General features: G+C 26.6%; 17 protein-coding genes. 1 reads left to right on the forward strand and 16 read right to left on the reverse strand.

Going from position 1 to position 19,705, the window contains the following annotated elements; genetic code table 11:
- Positions 1-9: 9 nt before the first annotated feature.
- From I2H23_RS07575 to I2H23_RS07650, 16 genes are all read right to left on the reverse strand, one after another.
- Entirely contained in the window at positions 10-759 is a 750-nt protein-coding gene (locus tag I2H23_RS07575) for a glycosyltransferase family 2 protein (protein WP_092923954.1), read from the reverse strand.
- A 23-nt stretch (positions 760-782) separates the two neighbouring features.
- Complete coding sequence (locus I2H23_RS07580; RefSeq protein WP_092923951.1) at positions 783-1,961, reverse strand: CDP-glycerol glycerophosphotransferase family protein; 1,179 nt, start codon at positions 1,959-1,961, stop codon at positions 783-785.
- A gap of 20 nt (positions 1,962-1,981) precedes the next feature.
- On the reverse strand, positions 1,982-2,821 hold the full coding sequence (locus I2H23_RS07585; RefSeq protein ID WP_092923948.1) for a glycosyltransferase family 2 protein: 840 nt from the start codon (positions 2,819-2,821) through the stop codon (positions 1,982-1,984).
- Between the two features lie 11 nt (positions 2,822-2,832).
- Positions 2,833-3,978 (reverse strand): polysaccharide polymerase, encoded by a 1,146-nt coding sequence (locus tag I2H23_RS07590; RefSeq protein ID WP_195581407.1) that lies wholly within the window; start codon positions 3,976-3,978, stop codon positions 2,833-2,835.
- A 2-nt stretch (positions 3,979-3,980) separates the two neighbouring features.
- Complete coding sequence (locus tag I2H23_RS07595; protein WP_195581408.1) at positions 3,981-4,715, reverse strand: glycosyltransferase; 735 nt, start codon at positions 4,713-4,715, stop codon at positions 3,981-3,983.
- A 73-nt stretch (positions 4,716-4,788) separates the two neighbouring features.
- Positions 4,789-6,492 (reverse strand): phospho-sugar mutase, encoded by a 1,704-nt coding sequence (locus I2H23_RS07600; RefSeq protein ID WP_195581409.1) that lies wholly within the window; start codon positions 6,490-6,492, stop codon positions 4,789-4,791.
- Between the two features lie 54 nt (positions 6,493-6,546).
- Positions 6,547-8,085, reverse strand: a complete 1,539-nt coding sequence (murJ, locus tag I2H23_RS07605) for a murein biosynthesis integral membrane protein MurJ (protein WP_195581410.1) — start codon at positions 8,083-8,085, stop codon at positions 6,547-6,549.
- A 27-nt stretch (positions 8,086-8,112) separates the two neighbouring features.
- Complete coding sequence (locus I2H23_RS07610) at positions 8,113-9,147, reverse strand: cell wall-binding repeat-containing protein (RefSeq protein ID WP_195581411.1); 1,035 nt, start codon at positions 9,145-9,147, stop codon at positions 8,113-8,115.
- An 80-nt stretch (positions 9,148-9,227) separates the two neighbouring features.
- A complete protein-coding gene (locus I2H23_RS07615) occupies positions 9,228-9,881 on the reverse strand; it encodes a sugar transferase (RefSeq protein ID WP_408638361.1) in 654 nt (217 codons plus the stop codon).
- Positions 9,882-10,078: 197 nt separating this feature from the next.
- Entirely contained in the window at positions 10,079-12,046 is a 1,968-nt protein-coding gene (locus I2H23_RS07620; RefSeq protein WP_195581412.1) for an N-acetylmuramoyl-L-alanine amidase, read from the reverse strand.
- A 514-nt stretch (positions 12,047-12,560) separates the two neighbouring features.
- Positions 12,561-14,903: a preprotein translocase subunit SecA gene (gene secA / locus I2H23_RS07625; RefSeq protein ID WP_166505946.1), complete on the reverse strand. Its 2,343-nt coding sequence runs from the start codon at positions 14,901-14,903 to the stop codon at positions 12,561-12,563.
- Positions 14,904-15,235: 332 nt separating this feature from the next.
- Positions 15,236-16,879, reverse strand: a complete 1,644-nt coding sequence (locus tag I2H23_RS07630; RefSeq protein WP_166505947.1) for an EAL domain-containing protein — start codon at positions 16,877-16,879, stop codon at positions 15,236-15,238.
- A 557-nt stretch (positions 16,880-17,436) separates the two neighbouring features.
- Positions 17,437-18,066 carry a DedA family protein gene (locus I2H23_RS07635; RefSeq protein ID WP_195237160.1) on the reverse strand — a complete coding sequence of 210 codons (630 nt, stop codon included), beginning with the start codon at positions 18,064-18,066 and terminating at the stop codon, positions 17,437-17,439.
- Positions 18,067-18,130: 64 nt separating this feature from the next.
- Positions 18,131-18,274: a hypothetical protein gene (locus tag I2H23_RS07640; protein ID WP_195581413.1), complete on the reverse strand. Its 144-nt coding sequence runs from the start codon at positions 18,272-18,274 to the stop codon at positions 18,131-18,133.
- 39 nt (positions 18,275-18,313) lie between these two features.
- Positions 18,314-18,493: a hypothetical protein gene (locus tag I2H23_RS07645; RefSeq protein ID WP_166505950.1), complete on the reverse strand. Its 180-nt coding sequence runs from the start codon at positions 18,491-18,493 to the stop codon at positions 18,314-18,316.
- The gene (locus tag I2H23_RS07650; protein ID WP_271933001.1) at positions 18,468-18,953 is read right to left on the reverse strand and encodes an acyltransferase family protein; all 486 of its coding nucleotides are present in this window, start codon (positions 18,951-18,953) and stop codon (positions 18,468-18,470) included. The genes I2H23_RS07645 and I2H23_RS07650 overlap by 26 nt, the downstream gene beginning before the upstream one ends.
- Positions 18,954-19,497: 544 nt before the next feature.
- On the opposite strand from I2H23_RS07650, the gene I2H23_RS07655 reads away from it, so the two are divergent.
- The gene (locus tag I2H23_RS07655) at positions 19,498-19,695 is read left to right on the forward strand and encodes a hypothetical protein (protein ID WP_195581415.1); all 198 of its coding nucleotides are present in this window, start codon (positions 19,498-19,500) and stop codon (positions 19,693-19,695) included.
- The last annotated feature ends 10 nt before the right edge of the window (positions 19,696-19,705 follow it).

Genomic DNA, 19,705 nt, shown 5'->3' on the forward strand with positions numbered 1-19,705 from the left:
ATGTCCTTCCTAACTTTTTTTTATCCCATTTATTCCGTAGTTTATAAAGTAGTATATAGATTTATGTAGTGGTATTTTTTCTATATTTCTGTATATGTTCCAAGTCCACATTGCTGATTTTACTTTATTTCCACTAAGAGATGTTGCTGATTTTCTGTATTGTGCTAAAACTTCATCTATTCCGTAAGCTAAATATCCTTTTTTAAGTATAGATAACCATAGTACATAATCTTCATGTTTAGCACCACTCATTTTTATCTTAAAGTCTAATTTTGATCTGTCTATTACAACTGTCAAACAACCTAGTATATTTCCTTTTAGTAGGGTTTTGTAATCTACACTTTTTGGTACTCTAACAACCTTATCTAGTTTTTTATTTTCTTCATTTATAAGTTCGTAAGATGTAAAAGATATTACACAATTATTTTTCTTCATAAATGATATTTGCTTTTCTAATTTATTTTTTTCCCATATGTCATCACTATCTAAAAATGCTATAAATTGTCCTTGCATTTGACTTAATCCTATATTTCTTGCATTAGAAACTCCTTGGTTAGTTTCTACTCTTATATATTTTATTCTTGAGTCTTTTTCCATATATTGTTTTACAATCTCTGGACCATTGTCAGTCGAACAATCATCTATTATTAGCATTTCCCAATAATCATAAGTTTGATTCAAAACAGATTCTATTGTATATTTTATAAACTTTCCTGAATTGTACATGGGAGTAATTATAGATACTAAACTTTTTTTCATATCGTCTTCCTCATACTTTTATATTATTTGTTTAATTTCTTTATTATACAGTTATAAATTCTTTCACAATTTTGATTATCATTATATGCAAAGAATTTATTTCTAGCATCTTCTTGGTCTTTTTTAACTTCAAAATTACTTTCTATTAATTTTATTAATTCATCAACTGCTTGGTCCTTATTGTATGCTAGGTATCCAAACATTTCATTGTCTAAGTCTATATATGAATCTACTTCTTTTTTATACTTATCTACATCAAATTGGTAGAAAAGTATCGGTCTATTCATATATAAAAAGTCCATCGCCACTCCAGAATAATCTGTTATATTAGCTATTGAAGATGTTATTTCATCTGCTACTGTTACATCTTTATCTAAAAATACTATTCTTTTACCTGTTATATTGGATTTTACATCATCTATAAATTCGTGCATTAAATGGTGCATATAAAACTTAATATTTACATTTTTTTCATCAAGCACATTGTTTAATCTTTCATCATTTAAAAACATCATTATATTTTTAAAATATTCTGTGTCAGTAAATTTACCTTCACCAAATTTTATCCAATCTCTCCAAGTTGGCATATACAATATGTCTTTACTTTTAGCTTCTTTATTTAGTGGAAGGTTGTCCTGTCTTGCGCTACCTAAAACACAAACAGCTTCATCATCCATCATCCACTCATTTACCATTATGTTTCTTTCAAAATCAGATATTGCTGTTGCCATATTGTAGCTTTTCATTAATTCATCTATTAATTTTTTAAGCTTTGCATTCATAGGTTTTCTCTTTTTAAAACTTATAGCTCCATGATTTAAAAACACTTTAAATGTTTTTTTGTGGAATCTATTTAACACAGGTACTGCAAAATTATATGGTGCTATATCTGCTGATGGTGCATGCGAGAATATTATTGCTTGTGCATTGTAATAATATAAATAATTTTCTACGCTTCCTTTTATAAGCTTTTTGCCTGGTATTTTATTCTTTACCTTACTACTTTCATCTATCACCCAATAAATATCTATTTCTTTATGATTTTTTAGTATATATTCATATAAAAACTTTGAGTTATCATCATATATATCACCTGCATGTCCACCAATTAACCAAATATTTTTTCCTTTGAAATTAGATTTTTTAAATGGGTATATTGCTGCAGCCACAACCATGTTCATTAGTATCTTTATTTTGTTCATAAATTTACCTCATCGTATTTTTACAATTTGTATTGTCTAAATCCTTCTATTCTGCCCTTTATAGTAGCATCATGATAGTCTCTATCTTTATTTAATATGATACCACCAATATTTCTTATTATTTTATATCCCATTACTTTTATAAATTTATAGTTTTTTCTATAAACTATTTCCTTTTTACAAAGTGCTCCAAATCCTCTACCATAGTTAAAGTCTCTTTGGTATTTTTCCTTAGATTTAGAATGCTTTTTTGCTGGGTGGAATATTATCTTCTCACCAAAATATCTTCCTTTATATCCTTTGTTCATTAGATCTAGTACATAGTCTATTTCTTCTCCTGAACCAAATATCCCACCTACACCTAGCTTTTCATCAAATTTAGTATACTTATCATTTTTAAAGTTTATAAAAAATGTTATAGATGTTAATGTATCCATTATATTAGTAGTTGTTATTTCACACTCACCATCATACATCTTTTTAAAATAATCAACTTTATTAAAGTCCATAGTTTTGCAACTAAATAATCTATAGTCTTCGTTTTCTTTGAAAAAGTTTACTACTGTTTCTAAAGTGTCATCTTCATAGGCACAGTCATCATCTGGAAATCCTATTACTTGACCCTTAGCCATATCAATACCTATATTTCTATTTAAGCTTAATCCTGGCTTATCACTTTTTACGTATTTTATATCCATGTCATTAACATAGTTATCTATTATTTCTTTAACTTTATCATTTTTATTTTGGTCTATTACTATCAATTCAAAATTTTTATAAGTTTGTCTTTTTAAACTATCCATTAATAAATATATTTCATCATATCTATTTAAAGTTGGCATTATTAATGATACTAGCATATTAAATTCTCCTATCTCCTTATTTTGTCAAATATAAATCTAAATTTGTCTTCTAATATAAGTTCCTTTACTAAAAGCACTATCCCAAAACTAAATGCTGAGTTTACAAGCATATTTTCTGTAAATCCATACATTAAGAATATAAATACTACTACTAAGTACTCTTTTTTAGATTTTTTTATAAAGCTATCTATACCATGATATAATAAAAACATTAAAAATGCACATCCGATAACTCCAAGTGTACATAATATATACACATATGAACTATCTAGAGCATTTAATGCTATGGTAGTTTTGCTATATTTATTGCCAAATAAACTTAAGAAATTACCTTGTTGATGTAAATATACATTCCAAAGTTTTGGTCTACTTGATAATAATTTATTTAATAAAACATTGTCTGTAAGTATAGTACCTATTGCTACACTTATAATAGTTAATAAAATTGGAGTAATCTTAAAAAGATTTGCTAATATCTTATTGTTTTGTATATCAACTCTTTTCATTATCTCAACAAATATTAGCCCTCCTAGTAATGAGTAGCATCCTGTTCTACTATAAGTTATAGCATATATAAAAAGTACAGAACCAAACATAATTATTCTATCAATATTATTGTAATTTTTAAATCTTAAAAATATATATGCCACATATATTGGAACCATAAATAAGTATAAGAAGTTAGGGTTTCCAAGACCAAAATCTAATCTAGGTATGAATATATTTAAAAATTTTATATATTTATAGTGAACTTCACTATTAGTTTGTAGCCATGGAAATGCATTAAATACAATAAGAGTAATTATCAATAATATAGTCGATATAATTAAATAATTCTTAGCTATATATTTATCACATATTTTCTTTCCAGCTATTGCTAAAAGTACTAGTACCAATATAGCTCCTTCTCCATTAAAAACATATATTACTGATGATATTAACACTAAGATTATTTCTGTTATATTTTTCTTAAAATCCATAAAAAACATAAGTCCTAGTATAGCCATAGACCCATAAAATAAAAGTGAACCTAATGGACCTGTATCTACTACTCTATTTGCAAATGTCATTATGTATTTTCTAGATATTATAGCTATTAAAGCTAAAGTAAATAATATCTCCTTTATATGAAATTTCTCTAATCTTTCAAGCATAATTATCTTCTCCTTTTAATACTTAGTAAAGTATTACTTGCAAATATTTTTGCACACTTAACAAGTTTGTCTACTCCTTTTAAGTGTTTGCTCTCTAAGAAGTAACTTCTTTTCTTAGCCCAACTTTTTCCCCACCAATGTATACTATAAGTATTTTCTGTTATACAGTCATAATAAAAATCTTCTTTATAACTAAATGGATAGAAAAATTCTTCATTGTATACTGCTATATTATCACTAAATTTATTTCTATCTATTTTTTCATATTTATTCTCTAATATGTAAGTTATTATTCTAGGAATTGTATAAAAATCTACATTCATAATATCTTCTTCATAGAAATCAAGCAATTCTTTTAAGAACTTGTGTCCTTTTGTAGCACCTATTATTGCTCCATTTATATATTTTTCGCACTCATACCCAAGTAATATATCACTCTTTTCAAGTAAAGGCGTTATATCTTTTAATACTTGCATATCAGTATCCATATAAAGACCTCCTTGTTCATAAAGAGCCTTTATTCTTAAATAATCTGATATAAAAGCCCATAATTTCTTTTCATAACATATTTCTAAGAATTTCTTTCCTTTTATGGCTTTTTCTATATCAACATTATGCTCATTCCATTCTACTATTTCATAGTCTGGCATTTTTTCTCTCCAAGAATTTATACATATATTCTCTATGTTTCCTTTAGGTCCACCTATCCAAACATAATGGATTTTCTTTGGTATCAATTCTATCACTCCTTTTATACACTTAAAATGTTAGAGATTAATCCCTAACATTTTAAGTTTTTATTTTATTAAATTATATCGATTCCACTAATGTGCTTATAGCATTCATTATATCTTCAATTTTCTTATCTGATTTTTTATGGCTATCTGAATTTACTCCAACATAGAACTTAATTTTAGGCTCTGTTCCTGATGGTCTTACTGCTATCCATGTTTTATCTTCTAATATAAACTTAAGTACATCAGCTTTTGGTAAATCATCTATACCTTCTTTGTAATCTAGAATTTTGTCTATCTTTATATTAGCTATTTCTTTTATATTGCTAGTTCTGAAATAGTTCATTATTTCTTTAATCTTCTCTATACCTTCTATCCCTTTTAAAGTTAGAGATTTTAAATCTTCTTTATAGTATCCAAACTTTTCGTATGTATCTACTAAAGCTTCATATAAACTCATTTCCTTTGACTTATAATAAGCTGCCATTTCACATATTATAAGAGACGCTACAACTGCATCTTTATCTCTTGCATGAGTTCCTATTAAGTATCCATAACTTTCTTCATATCCCATTATGAATGTCTTTTCATTAGTTTGTTCAAATTCACTCATTTTTTCTCCTATGAATTTGAATCCTGTTAATGTATTTAAACAATCAACATTGTAATGCTTAGCTATTTCTGCTCCAAGTTCTGATGTTACTATTGTTTTTATTATTGTTGGATTAGATGGTAATTTGTTTTTATCAACTAAACTTTCAATTATATATCTAACTAATAATGAACCTGTTTGGTTACCATTTAATACAAAATACTTTCCATTAGCATCTTTAACTACTACCCCAACTCTATCGCAGTCTGGGTCTGTTCCAAGTATTAAATCAGCACCATCTTTTTTAGCCATTTCTATTGCTATATTAAATACTGATTTTTCTTCTGGATTTGGATATGTTACTGTAGAGAAATTAGAATCTGGATTTTCTTGTTCCTTTACCACTTTAACATTTTCAAAGCCAACTTCTTTTAAAGCTCTTCTTACTGGTTTGTTTCCTGTACCGTGTATTGGTGTAAATATTACTTTTAAATCTTTTCCATATTCATTTATTATGTCTTGTCTTAAAACTTGCTTTTTAACTGCATCTATAAAAGCAGTATCTACATCACCATTTAGTTCTACTATTAATTTTTCATTTACAGCTTTATCAAAATCCATAGCTTTTATAGTGCTATAATCTTCTATTTTGTTGACTTCAGCTATTATATCATTTGCCATATCTATACAAACTTGTCCACCATCTGGACCATACACCTTATAACCGTTGTATTCTTTTGGATTGTGGCTAGCTGTTATTACTATTCCAATTGAACAGTTTAAATATCTTACTGCAAAAGAAAGTTCTGGAGTCGGTCTTAACTCATCAAATATATATGTTTTTATATTACAAGCTGCTAAAGTTTTAGCTGCTTCTAATGTAAATTCTCTAGACATAAATCTACTATCATGAGCTATTACTACTCCTTTTTTAGCACCTTCTTCTCCCATATTTTTAAGTATATAGTTAGCAACTCCTAGAGTAGCTCTTCTTATTGTATATATGTTTATTCTATTTGTACCAGCACCTATTATACCTCTTAGTCCACCAGTTCCAAATTCTAGGTTTTTATAAAATCTTTCTTTTATTTCTTTTTCATCATTTTCTATTGCTCTTAACTCATTTTTTGTTTCTTCATCAAAGTAAGAACAATTTATCCAGTTTTCGTATGCTAATTTGTAGTCCATAATACTAACCTCTCTTTATGTCCATCTTCCTATATGTTATTTATGACTACCTTTTTATCTTTTTATAGTCTTCTTTATTATATCAAATACTAATTTAACTTCATCTACTTTAAATAGTACTATTAATGCTGCATAAACTATTGCTCCTATTAAAACAGATAAGGCAACTGCTATTATTTCTTCTATTTTACTAGTTCCTATAAATGCATATAGGCAATTATATGAGACTAAAGTTATTCCACCCATAATTATAGAAGCTATTAAGCTCTTTATACCTGTTTTAGCTATCTTATCTCCTCCAAAATATCCTTGCTTTTTCTTTAGAGACCTAAATAAAAGTAGTACTGTTACTATGGATGCAATACTTGTTGATAGTGCTAATCCTGCATAACCTAAGAACTTTATAAGTATAAAGTTAAGTACTATATTTATTAGTAAAGCTATACTACCATTTATCATTGGTGTTTTCGTATCCGCTAAAGAATAAAATGCTCTTATAAGTACATCTCTAATTGCTACTGCTATTAATCCTAGTGAATATAACTTTAGTGCAATAGAAGTCATATGTGTTGATGTTGCATCAAATGCTCCTCTTTGGAAAAGTATTCTTACTATTGGTTCTGCAAGTACTATTGCTCCAACTGATATTGGAAGTACAATTAATGTTATACAATTTGAAGTTTTTACAATAGTGCTTACAAAACCTTCTTTATTATTTCCATTAGATAATCTAGAAAGTTTTGGGTATATAACAGTTATAATTGAGGCAACAAATAATGCCATTACAAAGTCATTTAGTCTTGATGCAAAGTTTAAAGCAGATAATGGTCCGTCTCCTAATGTAGTAGCTAATGCTCTATCTACTGCTATGTTTAATTGACCTATTGCAACTCCTATAAGCATAGGTAATACTAATGCAGATAGTTCTTTTATATTTTCTTCTTTTAAATTGAAATATGGTTTATACCTATATGAACTTTTAAATGCAAAAGGTATTTGGAATATCATTTGACTTGCCATTGCTAATAGTGCACCTATTGCTAAGAATTTAAAATCAGTAAATGTACTTACTACTATTGCTAATATAATTATAAGATTATAAGGTATACCTATTAACGCTGGTACTGTAAACTTATCATTAGCTTGTAAATATGAGCTAAGTAATTTACTAGCACTTAAGAAAATAACGCCTGGCATCATTATTCTAGTAAATTTGACTGCTGTATCAAATTTTGCACCAGTAAATCCACCTGCAAGTACATCTATAAACTCTTTTGTAAATAATAATCCTAATACGGCTATTATAATTGCGATTACGCAACAAATATTTAACATATTATTGGTAAACTTTAGAGCTTCTTCTTCACCTTGTTTTTCTTTGGTTGAAATATATACTGGTATATACATAGTTGCAATAGCCGATCCTATTACCGCTATTATAAGACCTGGTATATTTAGTGTTACTAAAAATACGTCAGTATGTGCACTCGTACCATAGAAATTAGCTAGTACAATCTCTCTAAAAAATCCTAATATTTTAGAAAGCATAGTACCTATCATAATCCATAAAGTTGCCTTAGCTGTTTTTGACATTTTTAAATCTCCTTACTTGTATATATACTAGGCTTTAACTCCTCTTATAAGAATTGCTATCATAGCTAAAATTATTATATAAACTCTTATAAACGATTTATTTTTTAATGTATCGATAATGCTATAAGGTTCTACCACTTCTCCAACCTCTATTACTTTATCTACATTTTTTTTAATAAATTCTTCTTGAGGGTATGTAAAGTTATCGTTACAAACTAATATAGGTATATCTTCCTTTGCCGCCACTACTGGTAATGATACATATTTACTTATATCTGCACGATTTCCATAATCAATATTAACTGTATAAATCGTATCTAAATTTTTATTATTTTCTTTTATAGTATCTATGTTGGTTTCATATCTACTCATTTCTTTTATTATTTTAACATTGTTCATTTCATTTTTACTTGCATAAGTAAATCTAGCTGAATTTCCAACTGCATAAACATTATCATATTCTTGCTCTTCAACAAAATCTGAAGTATCTCTAAAAGAGTTATCATCTGCCCAAATTATTGGAGCATTCTTTTTACAAGCAAAATTAGATATTGCTATGGCATTTTCAAGACCTGCAGTATTGCTTATAACTACAACATTTGATATATCTTTTTCTTTTCCCATTTCTTCAGCTATACTTTGAGAGGTTTCATATCTGTTTTCTCCATGAATTCTATTAATATTTATTCCCATATCATGTAATTGTTTTTCAGCAGATTTTGAAACATTTTTAACGCCTCCGATTATAGTTACGTCTTTAACTTCTAATTCTTTAATATAATTAAGTATATCATTACTAATTTTTTTTCCATCTACAGCTATAATAGGCGCATCTTTTAAGTATGCTAATGGAGTTGCACTTATAGCATCTACTCCTGCGTTTTCATTTATAATTATTGCTTCATCAGCTTTTTTAAAATAACTTTTATTAAGCTCCGTAGATATTTGCTTGTTATCTCCATTTATAAGCGTCTTTTTATAATTAGAGTCTGCATATACATTTATATATGTAGTAGCAAATACAAAGCCTACCAGTAAAGTTAGAATTTTTTTCTTTATCATGTTAACCTCCTATCTTTTTTATAATTTAAAAAAAGCTCTTTAAAAAAAGAGCTTTTTAGGTTAATAATCTAAGTTTTAAATTATCTAGCTCCATCACCTGTTAGTACGACCTTAACAGTTTTAAGAAGTATTTTCATATCTAGTAGTATGCTTCTATTTCTTATATAGTATAAATCTTCTACCAACTTTTCTTCTGGAGTAATATCATAACCACCATTTACTTGAGCCCATCCTGTAAGACCAGGTTTTATCGCCAATCTATTTATAAATCCAGGAATGTATTCATTAAACTCAATAGTAAAAGATGGCCTTTCAGGTCTTGGACCTATTATACTCATATCACCTTTAAGTATGTTAAATAGTTGAGGTATTTCATCAATTCTAGTTTTTCTGATGAAACGTCCAACTTTAGTGATTCTTGGGTCGTCTTTTTCCGCCCACTTAGCACCAAATTTTTCGGCATCAGTTCTCATTGATCTTAATTTATATATATAAAATCTCTTACCACCTTTGCCCATTCTTTCTTGCTTATAAGTCATTGGCCCTTTATCTTCTAACTTTATAAGGATACCAAATATGATCATTATAGGCACACCTACTAGTAATCCAATTAAAGATAGTACTATATCTAAACTTCTTTGATATACGCTAAATAATACTGAACCTTTAACTAAGCTGTAATCGATATCGTTGAATAATTGCTCTTTTTCACTATTATAAGTAGTTACATTCATTTCATTTCCCTCACTAGTATAATCATCCATATATTATGCCTCCATATATTGTTATTTTGCATAAAATATAATTCGACTCATTTTTATATTATACTCAATATTTTGTAGTTAATCAATAAAATAAATGCTTATTAGTTCAAATTATTCTTGATATTTCAATACTTTTGCTTATTTTCTTAAATTTTTCGACTAAATTTTTACTTTAAAGTTTGTTCTATTCCTTTACCTATTTGAACACCTAAAGTCTTTCTTTTTTCTAATGTATTTAATTTAGATAAATCACTAGAGTTATCTAAGAATGCACTTTCAACTATTACAGCTGGTGCATCAGTTCTTCTTATTACAGAATAGTAATCTTGACCACTATCAGTTGTTCTAGTTTTTACTCCTCTGTTTTTAAAGTCAAACTTGCTTAGTATACTATTTAATATATTAGTAGCTAGTGTTTTACTAGTTCCACCATTTCTGTCTTTATATTTATAGTAAACTTCTGAACCACTTGCTTGTCCATTAAAAGAGTTAAAATGAACACTTACAAATAAATCTGCACCCATTGCATTTGATATGCTAGATCTCTCTGCTAGAGTTATATATTTATCAGTATCTCTTGTTAGAACTACATTAACATTTTTTGATCTTAGGTATTCTGTTGTTGATAATGATGTATCTAACGTATAATCTTTTTCTAAATTACTAGTTCCTGGGTCAGATCCACCGTGACCTGGGTCAACAACTACAGTTTTACTACCAGCATTATGAGGTGATAATCTATAAGCTATATCATCTATAACGCTTTGTCTCATTCCATCACCTATTTGATAAACCATATCTGCATTTTTAGCATCTAGGTTTGCTTCATGGTATTTTGATAAATATGTTTGTGGAGTTATAAGTACTGGTGAACCTAATTTTACTCCAAGTGGTCCTGCTACTAATGCATCTGTAAGCTTATCAGATCTTGCTACTAACATAGCATTTAAATTTGCTTGTGGATAGAATTTTGATATAACTTTTGCGTTAGTTTCATTTCTATCTGCACCATATACTCTATTTTTATATACACTTTGTCCACTAGCTACATTAGTTATATCTGCTATTTGGTCTATAACCTTAGTATCTAATGTTTCTGGTCCACCTATAAAATAAGCATTTTTTAATCCTTCATTTTTTAACCAGTTATAAGTAGCAGTTGGAACTTTGTATTTTTCTGTTAATATTACTGGTTGCTTATCTTGACCTGCTTTTGTTGCTATAGATACAGCATCTATATCTCCTTTAAATCCTTCTGCTAAATAGACTGTTTGAACATCATATTGATTATCCATAGCTTGTGCTATTTTTAAAGATGTATCATGTCTATCTACTCCACCAATACGACTAACTCTAGCATTGTTTATTCCTGCTAATTGATTTTGTACTGATGTTGTTATAGTATTTGTTCCACCTACTATTATTATTTCACTTGGATTTAAACGCTTTATTTCATTTTTTATAACATCTGGTATATAATTTTGACCAACTGTTAATATTGGTGCATTGTGTACTGCAGCAAGTGGTGTTGCAGTTATACCATCAGCTACTTTATCTCCATTTATTACAACTAACTTGTTGCTTCCATTTTTCCATCCTTCTTGACTTATCTTAACTGCTGTTTCAAAATTATCGCTTCCTACAAGCTTTTTAACAGGTGATGAAGTTCTTTGTATATAGTTTGCCATGCTAGGTAAATCTGATACTATATATTCTTGAGTTATTTTGTAATCGTCTAAGTTTAATCCCATTTCTTTTAATTTAGACTTATCTAAAGTTTGTGCATTTTCATCACTATTTACTACTATATTTTCAATTTGCCAAACATTTAAATATTCTGGGTCTATATTGAAATTTATAGTTCCTTCATAAGATTTAGTTTGTGGATTGTAATTTAATGTTGTACTTAAAGTTTGGTCATAACATAAATAATTTAAAGTTATGCTATTTGCTTTTAAGTCTTCTTTAAAAGATATGCTTATTTTTGAAGTGTCTCCATATATAACACTTCTTTTTTCTAAGTTTATATTTATATCTGAACTGTTAACATTAGTTTCGTTAGCGAAAGCCATTGTTGGCATAGCTAACATAGTTGCCATTATTCCTGTTGACAACATCTTTCTTCTCTTCTTCATTAATATTCCTCCAAATTTACTTAATTAATATTCTCTCCAAATTTTGTAAAGCAAAAATTCTCCAAATTTTACTCAATATGTAACATTATATCACAACAACGTTGAAATTTACAATTTTTTACACACTTTTACTAACTTATCAAACTTTCAAATTTGTTCAATTTTTTTTCTAATTTATCGTATATTTATAAATTTTATAATTATATTTTTATATTAATAAAAGTAGGATAATTAATAAATTAATTTATTTTCTCAATTTATTTAAGTAATTTATTTAATGATATTTTGTTACATTTTTGTAATTAATTAACATAAATATTTACTTATTCACTCGACTTTTAAAATAAGTTATAGTATAATTGTCTTAGGAAGAAAGAAATTTCTAACATCTCTTTTTTCCGTATTTCTCACATAAAAGAGGTCATAGACTTAGTCTATGACCTCTTTACTTTTATAATATAAAAATAAAATTCCCCTAATATATAAAAAATTATATCTTAGGGGAATTAGCAAATTAGTTAAATTTATATAAATATTTTACAGTTTCAATTCTTATTGTTCTATTTAAATCTTCAAACATTTCATAACCTTGAATAGTGTATTCTTTAACTGGGTCTTTTTGACCAATAGCCGAAAGCCCTATAACTTGTCTTAACTGATCCATTGTATCTATGTGATCTATCCAGTTAGTATCCACTACTTCTAATAATACTTTTCTTTCTAATTCTTTAAGCTTATCTGGCCCTATCATTATTTTCTTTAGGTCATACACTCTCTTAGATAAATCATAAGTGTAATCAATTGTTTCTTCAACTGTCATTTTGTCCATACCAGGTATTATTAAAGATTCTTTTGGCATAAAACTAGCATTTAGACTATTTAAGAATCCATAGTAATCCTTTTGATGTCTTAAATATCTTTGTGCAGTTTCTTCTATTATATCTTTTACCATATTTTGTATTGATTCGCTTAAATCATCTTTATCTAGGACTTTGTTTCTTTCAGAATATATTACTTTTCTTTGCTCATTTATAACATCATCGTATTTTATTACGTTTTTTCTTATTTCAAAGTTTTTACCTTCTATTCCTCTTTGAGCTCTTTCTACTGCTTTAGATAAGCTCTTTCCTTCTAATGAGCCATCTTTATTTGGAGTAATTTTTTTAGCTATTTTTTCTATACTTCTTCCACCGTATAGTTTTATAACTTCATCTTCTAAACTAACAAAGAATCTTGAAGTACCTGGGTCTCCTTGACGACCAGAACGTCCTCTTAGCTGATTATCTATTCTTCTTGTTTCATGTCTTTCTGTACCTATTACATAAAGACCTCCAAGTTCTTTAACTTTAACTTCTTCTTCTTTATCTTCTGCCCCTAAAGATATATCTGTACCACGACCTGCCATGTTAGTAGCTATTGTAACTGCATTTAATTTACCTGCATTTTTAACTATCTCAGCTTCTTTTTCATGGTTTTTAGCATTTAATACTTCATGCTTTATACCTTTTTTCTTAAGTAAAGAAGATAAATATTCTGATTTATCTATAGAAACAGTACCAACTAATACAGGTTGTCCAGTTTTATGTATTCTTTCTATTTCATTAACTACTGCATTGTATTTGTCTTCTTCTGTTTTGAATACTAAGTCATTTAAGTCAGCTCTAAGAATTGGTTTGTTTGTAGGTATTGTAACAACATTCATATTGTATGTTGATTCAAACTCACCTTCTTCTGTTTTTGCAGTACCAGTCATACCCGAAAGTTTTTTATACATTCTAAAGAAGTTTTGGAATGTTACTGTTGCTAGTGTTTTTGATTCTCTTTTTATCTCAACACCTTCTTTAGCTTCTATAGCTTGGTGAAGTCCTTCTGAATATCTTCTTCCATCCATTATTCTTCCAGTAAACTCATCAACTATCATTATTTCATTATCTCTAACTACATAATCAACATCTTTATCCATTAACTTATGAGCTCTTAATGCTTGGTTAATATGATGATATATTTCTATATTTTCTATGTTAGTTAAGTTTTCTATACCAAAGAATTTCTCAGCCTTAGTCATACCACTATCACTAAGTGATATAGTGTTATCTTTTTCTTCTATCTCATAATCTTCTTCTATTAAGGTCTTAACAAAAGCATTTGCTAATTCGTATAGCTTATTACTTTCATCTCCAGTACCAGATATTATAAGTGGTGTTCTAGCTTCATCTATAAGTATAGAATCCACCTCATCTATAATAGTAAAGTTTAATTCTCTTTGTACTTTTTCTTCATTATTAGTTACCATATTATCTCTTAGATAATCAAATCCATACTCATTGTTAGTACCATATGTTATATCACAATTATACTGTGCTTTTCTTTCAGATGGATCTTGGTTTGCAAGTATAACCCCTACACTCATACCTAAAAACTCATACACAGGTTGCATGATTTCTTTATCACGCTTAGCAAGATAATCATTTACAGTAATTACATGTACCCCTTTGCCTTCTAGAGCATTTAAATATACTGGTGCTACTGCAACTAATGTCTTACCTTCTCCTGTTCTCATCTCAGCTATTTTACCCTGGTGAAGAACTATACCACCTATTAGCTGAACTCTATATTGACGCATACCTAAAACTCTCTTTGATGCCTCGCGACATACTGCAAAAGCTTCTACTAATATATCATCTAATGTTTCGCCTAATTTTAACCTTTCCTTGAATTCTTTAGTTTTTCCCTTTAATTGTTCATCACTTAAGCCTACCATACTTTCTTCAAGGCTATCGATTTGATCTATAATTTTATTTAATGATTTTATTTCATTTTCATCAGCTTTACTGACTAATCTATCTAAAATTGACATATATTTTTACTGCCTCCCCTAATATTCAATAGAATTCGTCTAGTTACATACATTTTTATCACTAGTTTTTTTAATTTATAACCTTATTATACCATATATCCCAAAATTACTTAATATAAGTAAAAACTATTAATTACATACCTCATTTTATTTTTTAATAATTTTTATATTATATATTTTAGTTTTTATATAGACATATATGTTTAGGTGGTATATAATGTAAATACTTGAAAAATTTAAAACATCTCTTTTTTCAAGTATTTCTCACACTGAAAAGGAGCAGACAATGTCTGCTCCTTTTCGCTTTATATTGTTGTTTTATTAACTTTTTGTTATTTCCTTATTTTAATCAAATCTATATCCTCTTTTCTCTGAGGCTTTGCATAAAAATATCCTTGTATAAATATATTATCGTAGTCTATGTTTTTTATAATGTCTACTTGTTCTTTATCTTCAACACCTTCTAATACTATACTTTTGTTATATTGCTTGCATATCTTACTTAAAAACATTATAACCTCATGATTAAATTCGTTATTTTTAATCTCATCTATAAAATATTTATCTATTTTTACCATGTCAAAATTAAATTTGGATAATATATCTAGATTTGAATATTTAATGCCAAAATCATCTGAAGCTATTTTTATATTTTTAGTTTGTAAAAACTCCATACCTTTTTTTATTTCTTTTAAATTCTCTGATTCTATATTTTCAACAACTTCAAATACAATCTTTTTACTCTCAAAACTCTCATCCATTTCAATTATAGAATTGACTGTTTGTAAGAATTTTTTGCTTTTTATCTCATTAAAAGATATGTTCATAGAAATATAGAACTTTTCATCCTTTAGATTTGTGTTTAATTTAAACCACTCATAATCTCTTAATATGGTTTTAAACACCCATATTGATAACTCCTCAGTCATATTAATATTTTCAATATCATTTATAAATAAATGTGGTGGTACTATTTTGCCTTCAGGATTTATATATCTAATTAAAGCTTCAAATCCTACAATTTTATCATTTTTAGGATTAACTATTGGTTGATAATAAACTGTATATCTATCTTTTATTAAGTCATCTTTTATTTTTTTTCTTAGATTATTTTTCTTTTTAGCTGGTATTATATATTTTATTAATATAAATAATATAAATATTGAGGATATTATATATAATAAAACTTCTTTCTTTGCAATTTTATTGTGAAAGTATTTAAAATATATCTTTTCTAATTCCTCTTTCTCTTCTTTAGTATAATTGTCTATAGTGTTATCAATTTTATCTATAATCCATCTATTATCCTTTGATGCTGCTATATATACAGGACCTGATAAAAACTGCTGAATTTCGTTGTATCTATCAAGTTTATTTTCGTCTGATGGGGAAATTGTTGCCACTACAGATTTGTCATCTAACTTTTGTAATGCTTCTTTATAATCATTTACCCATATAGGTATAGGATTTATATTATATGATTGTAAACAATCTAATAACCATTGTGATCCATATTCTTCTTTTATAAAAGCAACCTTTTTTTTGTCTAGATATTTTATATCTTCAGGTTCAGAATCTTTATAAGTGTAAATTGATATTCTCTCTACTCCAATATAATTTTTAGAATAAATAAACTTATCTTTTCTTTCCTTTGTATACTGAAGGTCCATCATAATGTCTATTTTACCTGCTTCTAAATCTTTGATTAATGAAGATACCTTTCCTTTTACATATTCAACCTTTATCTTTTTATTACTAGTATTATTTTTATTAACATCATGAATAATCTTATCTAAAATATCTTTATAATACCCTTTAACTTCTCCATCTTTAATATAAAAATATGGTTCATAATTATATACCCCTAACTTTATGGTTATATCTTTTTCATTGGCATATAAAATACTGCAATTTAATGCAACTATTACAAGTAATATATTTACTATTAAGATTTTATAAAACTTATTTTTTATCACATTCAGTTCTCCCCTCTAAGTTTCAAATACTACTTTATAATTAAGTTCCTTGCATTTTTAAATTTAATACTATTTCCTATTTTAAATTTTTAGTTAAATAACATTTTATTAATCTCAATTCAAAATTATTTTATCATTCAAATATTTTTATTTAATTTAATTTAATTTTAAAATTATTTTATTTATATATTTATATATGCTTTTCTACAAAATTTCAACACTTTTTTGATATTATTTGTATTTTTTTGTATGTTTTAGTATTTTTCTTGCCTTTGTGCTCGTTCTATTTTTTTTACATTGTTTATCTAAAAAAGGATGGCTTTTACAAACCACCCTTTTACTACTATCTATTATATTTTTTATACATATTATTAATTTTATATTTCCTTTACTCTGAGGCTGAGCATAAAAATATCATTATCTAAATACATTATCATTATCTATATTCTTTAAAATATCTACTTACTCTTTATTTTAAACACCTTCTGCTATTACTTTAATATTATTTACCATACAAAATATAAAAACAAATATAATATGCAAGTAAAAGGATATGATTATACTTCTTGATTTATATATTTATCACTATCTTTTTCTTTTCTATTTTTTAATGTTATCCAATAAAATCCTATTACTAAAATACCTATTATTCCTACTACTAGAGAGTACTTATTCATTATATTAACAATTAAATCCATATTATCTCCTATAAAATAGCCAACTAATATAAGAACTATATTCCATACAGATATTCCAATTGCAGAATACAATGTAAACTGCAATACATTCATTCTAGTAACACCTGCTACTATAGATATAAAAGTTCTAGCTAATGGAACTAATCTTGATAACATAACAGATATTTTTTCATATTTTGCTAACCATCTATACGATGCTTTTATAGATTTTTTAGTTTTTGGATATTTATTTTTTATAAATGATAATAGTGGTTGCCCTAATTTGTATCCTAAATAATAATTTAATACTGATCCAAATACTCCACCGATTATTGATACTAGTATAACTAAAAATATATTCATATCAAATTTAAATGCTAGTATTCCTACAAACGGTAATACTATCTCACTAGGTAAGGGAGCATTTGCATATTCAAGGGCTACTATTATAAAAATACTTATGAGTCCATAATTTATTATAAACTCTTCTATCAATAACTTTAATTCCATTAAATTTATTTCCCCTTATATTATTTATCATGAAAATTATATACTAGAATAATAATATAATAATTCATGTTACTACCCATAACAAAACATCTATTTTTAAACTAGTATCACTTAATACCACATCTGTTGGTTTTCCTTCATCACTGGTATTAATAATATAATTGTGTCTAAAAATACCATATATTACAAATACAGTTGTAAATATCATATTAGGATTATCTATATTACTCGCAGAATAAAGCGCATATCAAACTATTGTACAACTTTGAACTACCATAATCATTTGATTTATTATTTCTTCATTATAATCTTTAAGTATCTTTCTATGATCACTTGCACTACTTTTTAAAGTATTTATCTCTTTCTTTTTCCAAGACCTAAATATCTCTCTGTTGTTAAATTTATAGTCTAGGTAACATTTGTACACCTAAGTTAAATATTTTTATAAAACCTTGCCCATTACTTAATATCACTGTAGTCAAAACTATAATTAAAAATAAATTTACACTTTTTATATTTTCACTTTTAATATTCTTACAAAAATGTGCTAATAATATTATTATTGCAAAACCAAAATGTATAGTCATTATATTAGCATTTATTAAATTAAATCCAACAATTCCATGCATAAAAATATTAAATAGTATTATAAATATAAAATATGGTATTAATATTCTAGGTATCCTTGAGATAATATATTTACCATATGATTTTTTATTACTTAATGAATAACTTGCTCCAGTTATAAAAAATACAACTGCCATCTCAAAAAGAAATAAGGATTTAATTTTAGTTCCAAAATTCGGAAACCAATATAATGTATGTATAAATCCAATGATATACATCATAATTAAACCCCTATATATATCTAATTTTTCATCCCTCATAATTATCCTATATTCTTAACCTCCTATAATTTTTCCTGTACCTTAATTTACGTTGCCTTATTGAATAGCTTAGAATATATTTAAATTCCAACCTTAATTTATATAAGTATCTGTATAAGCAAATAAAAAGGATATAACTATTATTGTTATATCCATAATTAATTACAATTTATTTGAAATTTTTGATTTTCTCAAATCATATTAACATCTACTCTAGTAATTATTAGATACTAAAATCATTTCAACATAATTTTCCATGTTTTTCACTATTTTTTACTTTTGCCTTTTTGTTTTATTTAAAGTTTTTATGTCTAATCTTTTAAATATTTATTTCAGCACAAACTATAAATGCTATATATATCAATAGATTGTTTTTTTAATGTATATATATATCATTTACTAGGAATGAGTGATTGTTTTTACCAAACATTTGTTTTAATTTTTTTACCATTTGTTTCCATATTGTGATACAATTATTTATAGATAGGAATTTCTATTTGAGATTTTAATTTATTTTATATAGTTTTATAACAGGGGGATTATTATGTTTTTTAATGATATTTTTATGGACAAAGATGTTGAAGGGTCGTACTCTAATAGCTATGATAAGATGATAAATTTAGCTAGTAGGGTTTTTGTTGATGATAATGTGGATGATGATAGGAAAAAGGAGCTTTATTTGTTGCTTTGTTGTGCTTATGGGCAGTTGGATGATTTTGATAATAAAAAGATCTCTATTTAGTTATTGTACT

The sequence above is a fragment of the Romboutsia sp. BSD2780061687b_171204_C1 genome (assembly GCF_015560225.1).
Taxonomy (GTDB): Bacteria; Bacillota; Clostridia; order Peptostreptococcales; family Peptostreptococcaceae; genus Romboutsia_C; species Romboutsia_C hominis.

Coding starts and splice junctions, on each gene's coding strand:
- I2H23_RS07640 (WP_195581413.1), bottom strand. CDS start 18,274: ATGATATTTACAACTGTATTTGTAATATATGGTATTTTTAGACACAAT.
- I2H23_RS07615 (WP_408638361.1), bottom strand. CDS start 9,881: ATGAATGTAACTACTTATAATAGTGAAAAAGAGCAATTATTCAACGAT.
- secA (WP_166505946.1), bottom strand. CDS start 14,903: ATGTCAATTTTAGATAGATTAGTCAGTAAAGCTGATGAAAATGAAATA.
- I2H23_RS07580 (WP_092923951.1), bottom strand. CDS start 1,961: ATGAACAAAATAAAGATACTAATGAACATGGTTGTGGCTGCAGCAATA.
- I2H23_RS07635 (WP_195237160.1), bottom strand. CDS start 18,066: ATGGAATTAAAGTTATTGATAGAAGAGTTTATAATAAATTATGGACTC.
- I2H23_RS07610 (WP_195581411.1), bottom strand. CDS start 9,147: ATGATAAAGAAAAAAATTCTAACTTTACTGGTAGGCTTTGTATTTGCT.
- I2H23_RS07585 (WP_092923948.1), bottom strand. CDS start 2,821: ATGCTAGTATCATTAATAATGCCAACTTTAAATAGATATGATGAAATA.
- I2H23_RS07575 (WP_092923954.1), bottom strand. CDS start 759: ATGAAAAAAAGTTTAGTATCTATAATTACTCCCATGTACAATTCAGGA.
- I2H23_RS07620 (WP_195581412.1), bottom strand. CDS start 12,046: ATGAAGAAGAGAAGAAAGATGTTGTCAACAGGAATAATGGCAACTATG.
- I2H23_RS07650 (WP_271933001.1), bottom strand. CDS start 18,953: ATGAGGGATGAAAAATTAGATATATATAGGGGTTTAATTATGATGTAT.
- I2H23_RS07600 (WP_195581409.1), bottom strand. CDS start 6,492: ATGGACTACAAATTAGCATACGAAAACTGGATAAATTGTTCTTACTTT.
- I2H23_RS07590 (WP_195581407.1), bottom strand. CDS start 3,978: ATGCTTGAAAGATTAGAGAAATTTCATATAAAGGAGATATTATTTACT.
- murJ (WP_195581410.1), bottom strand. CDS start 8,085: ATGTCAAAAACAGCTAAGGCAACTTTATGGATTATGATAGGTACTATG.
- I2H23_RS07655 (WP_195581415.1), top strand. CDS start 19,498: ATGTTTTTTAATGATATTTTTATGGACAAAGATGTTGAAGGGTCGTAC.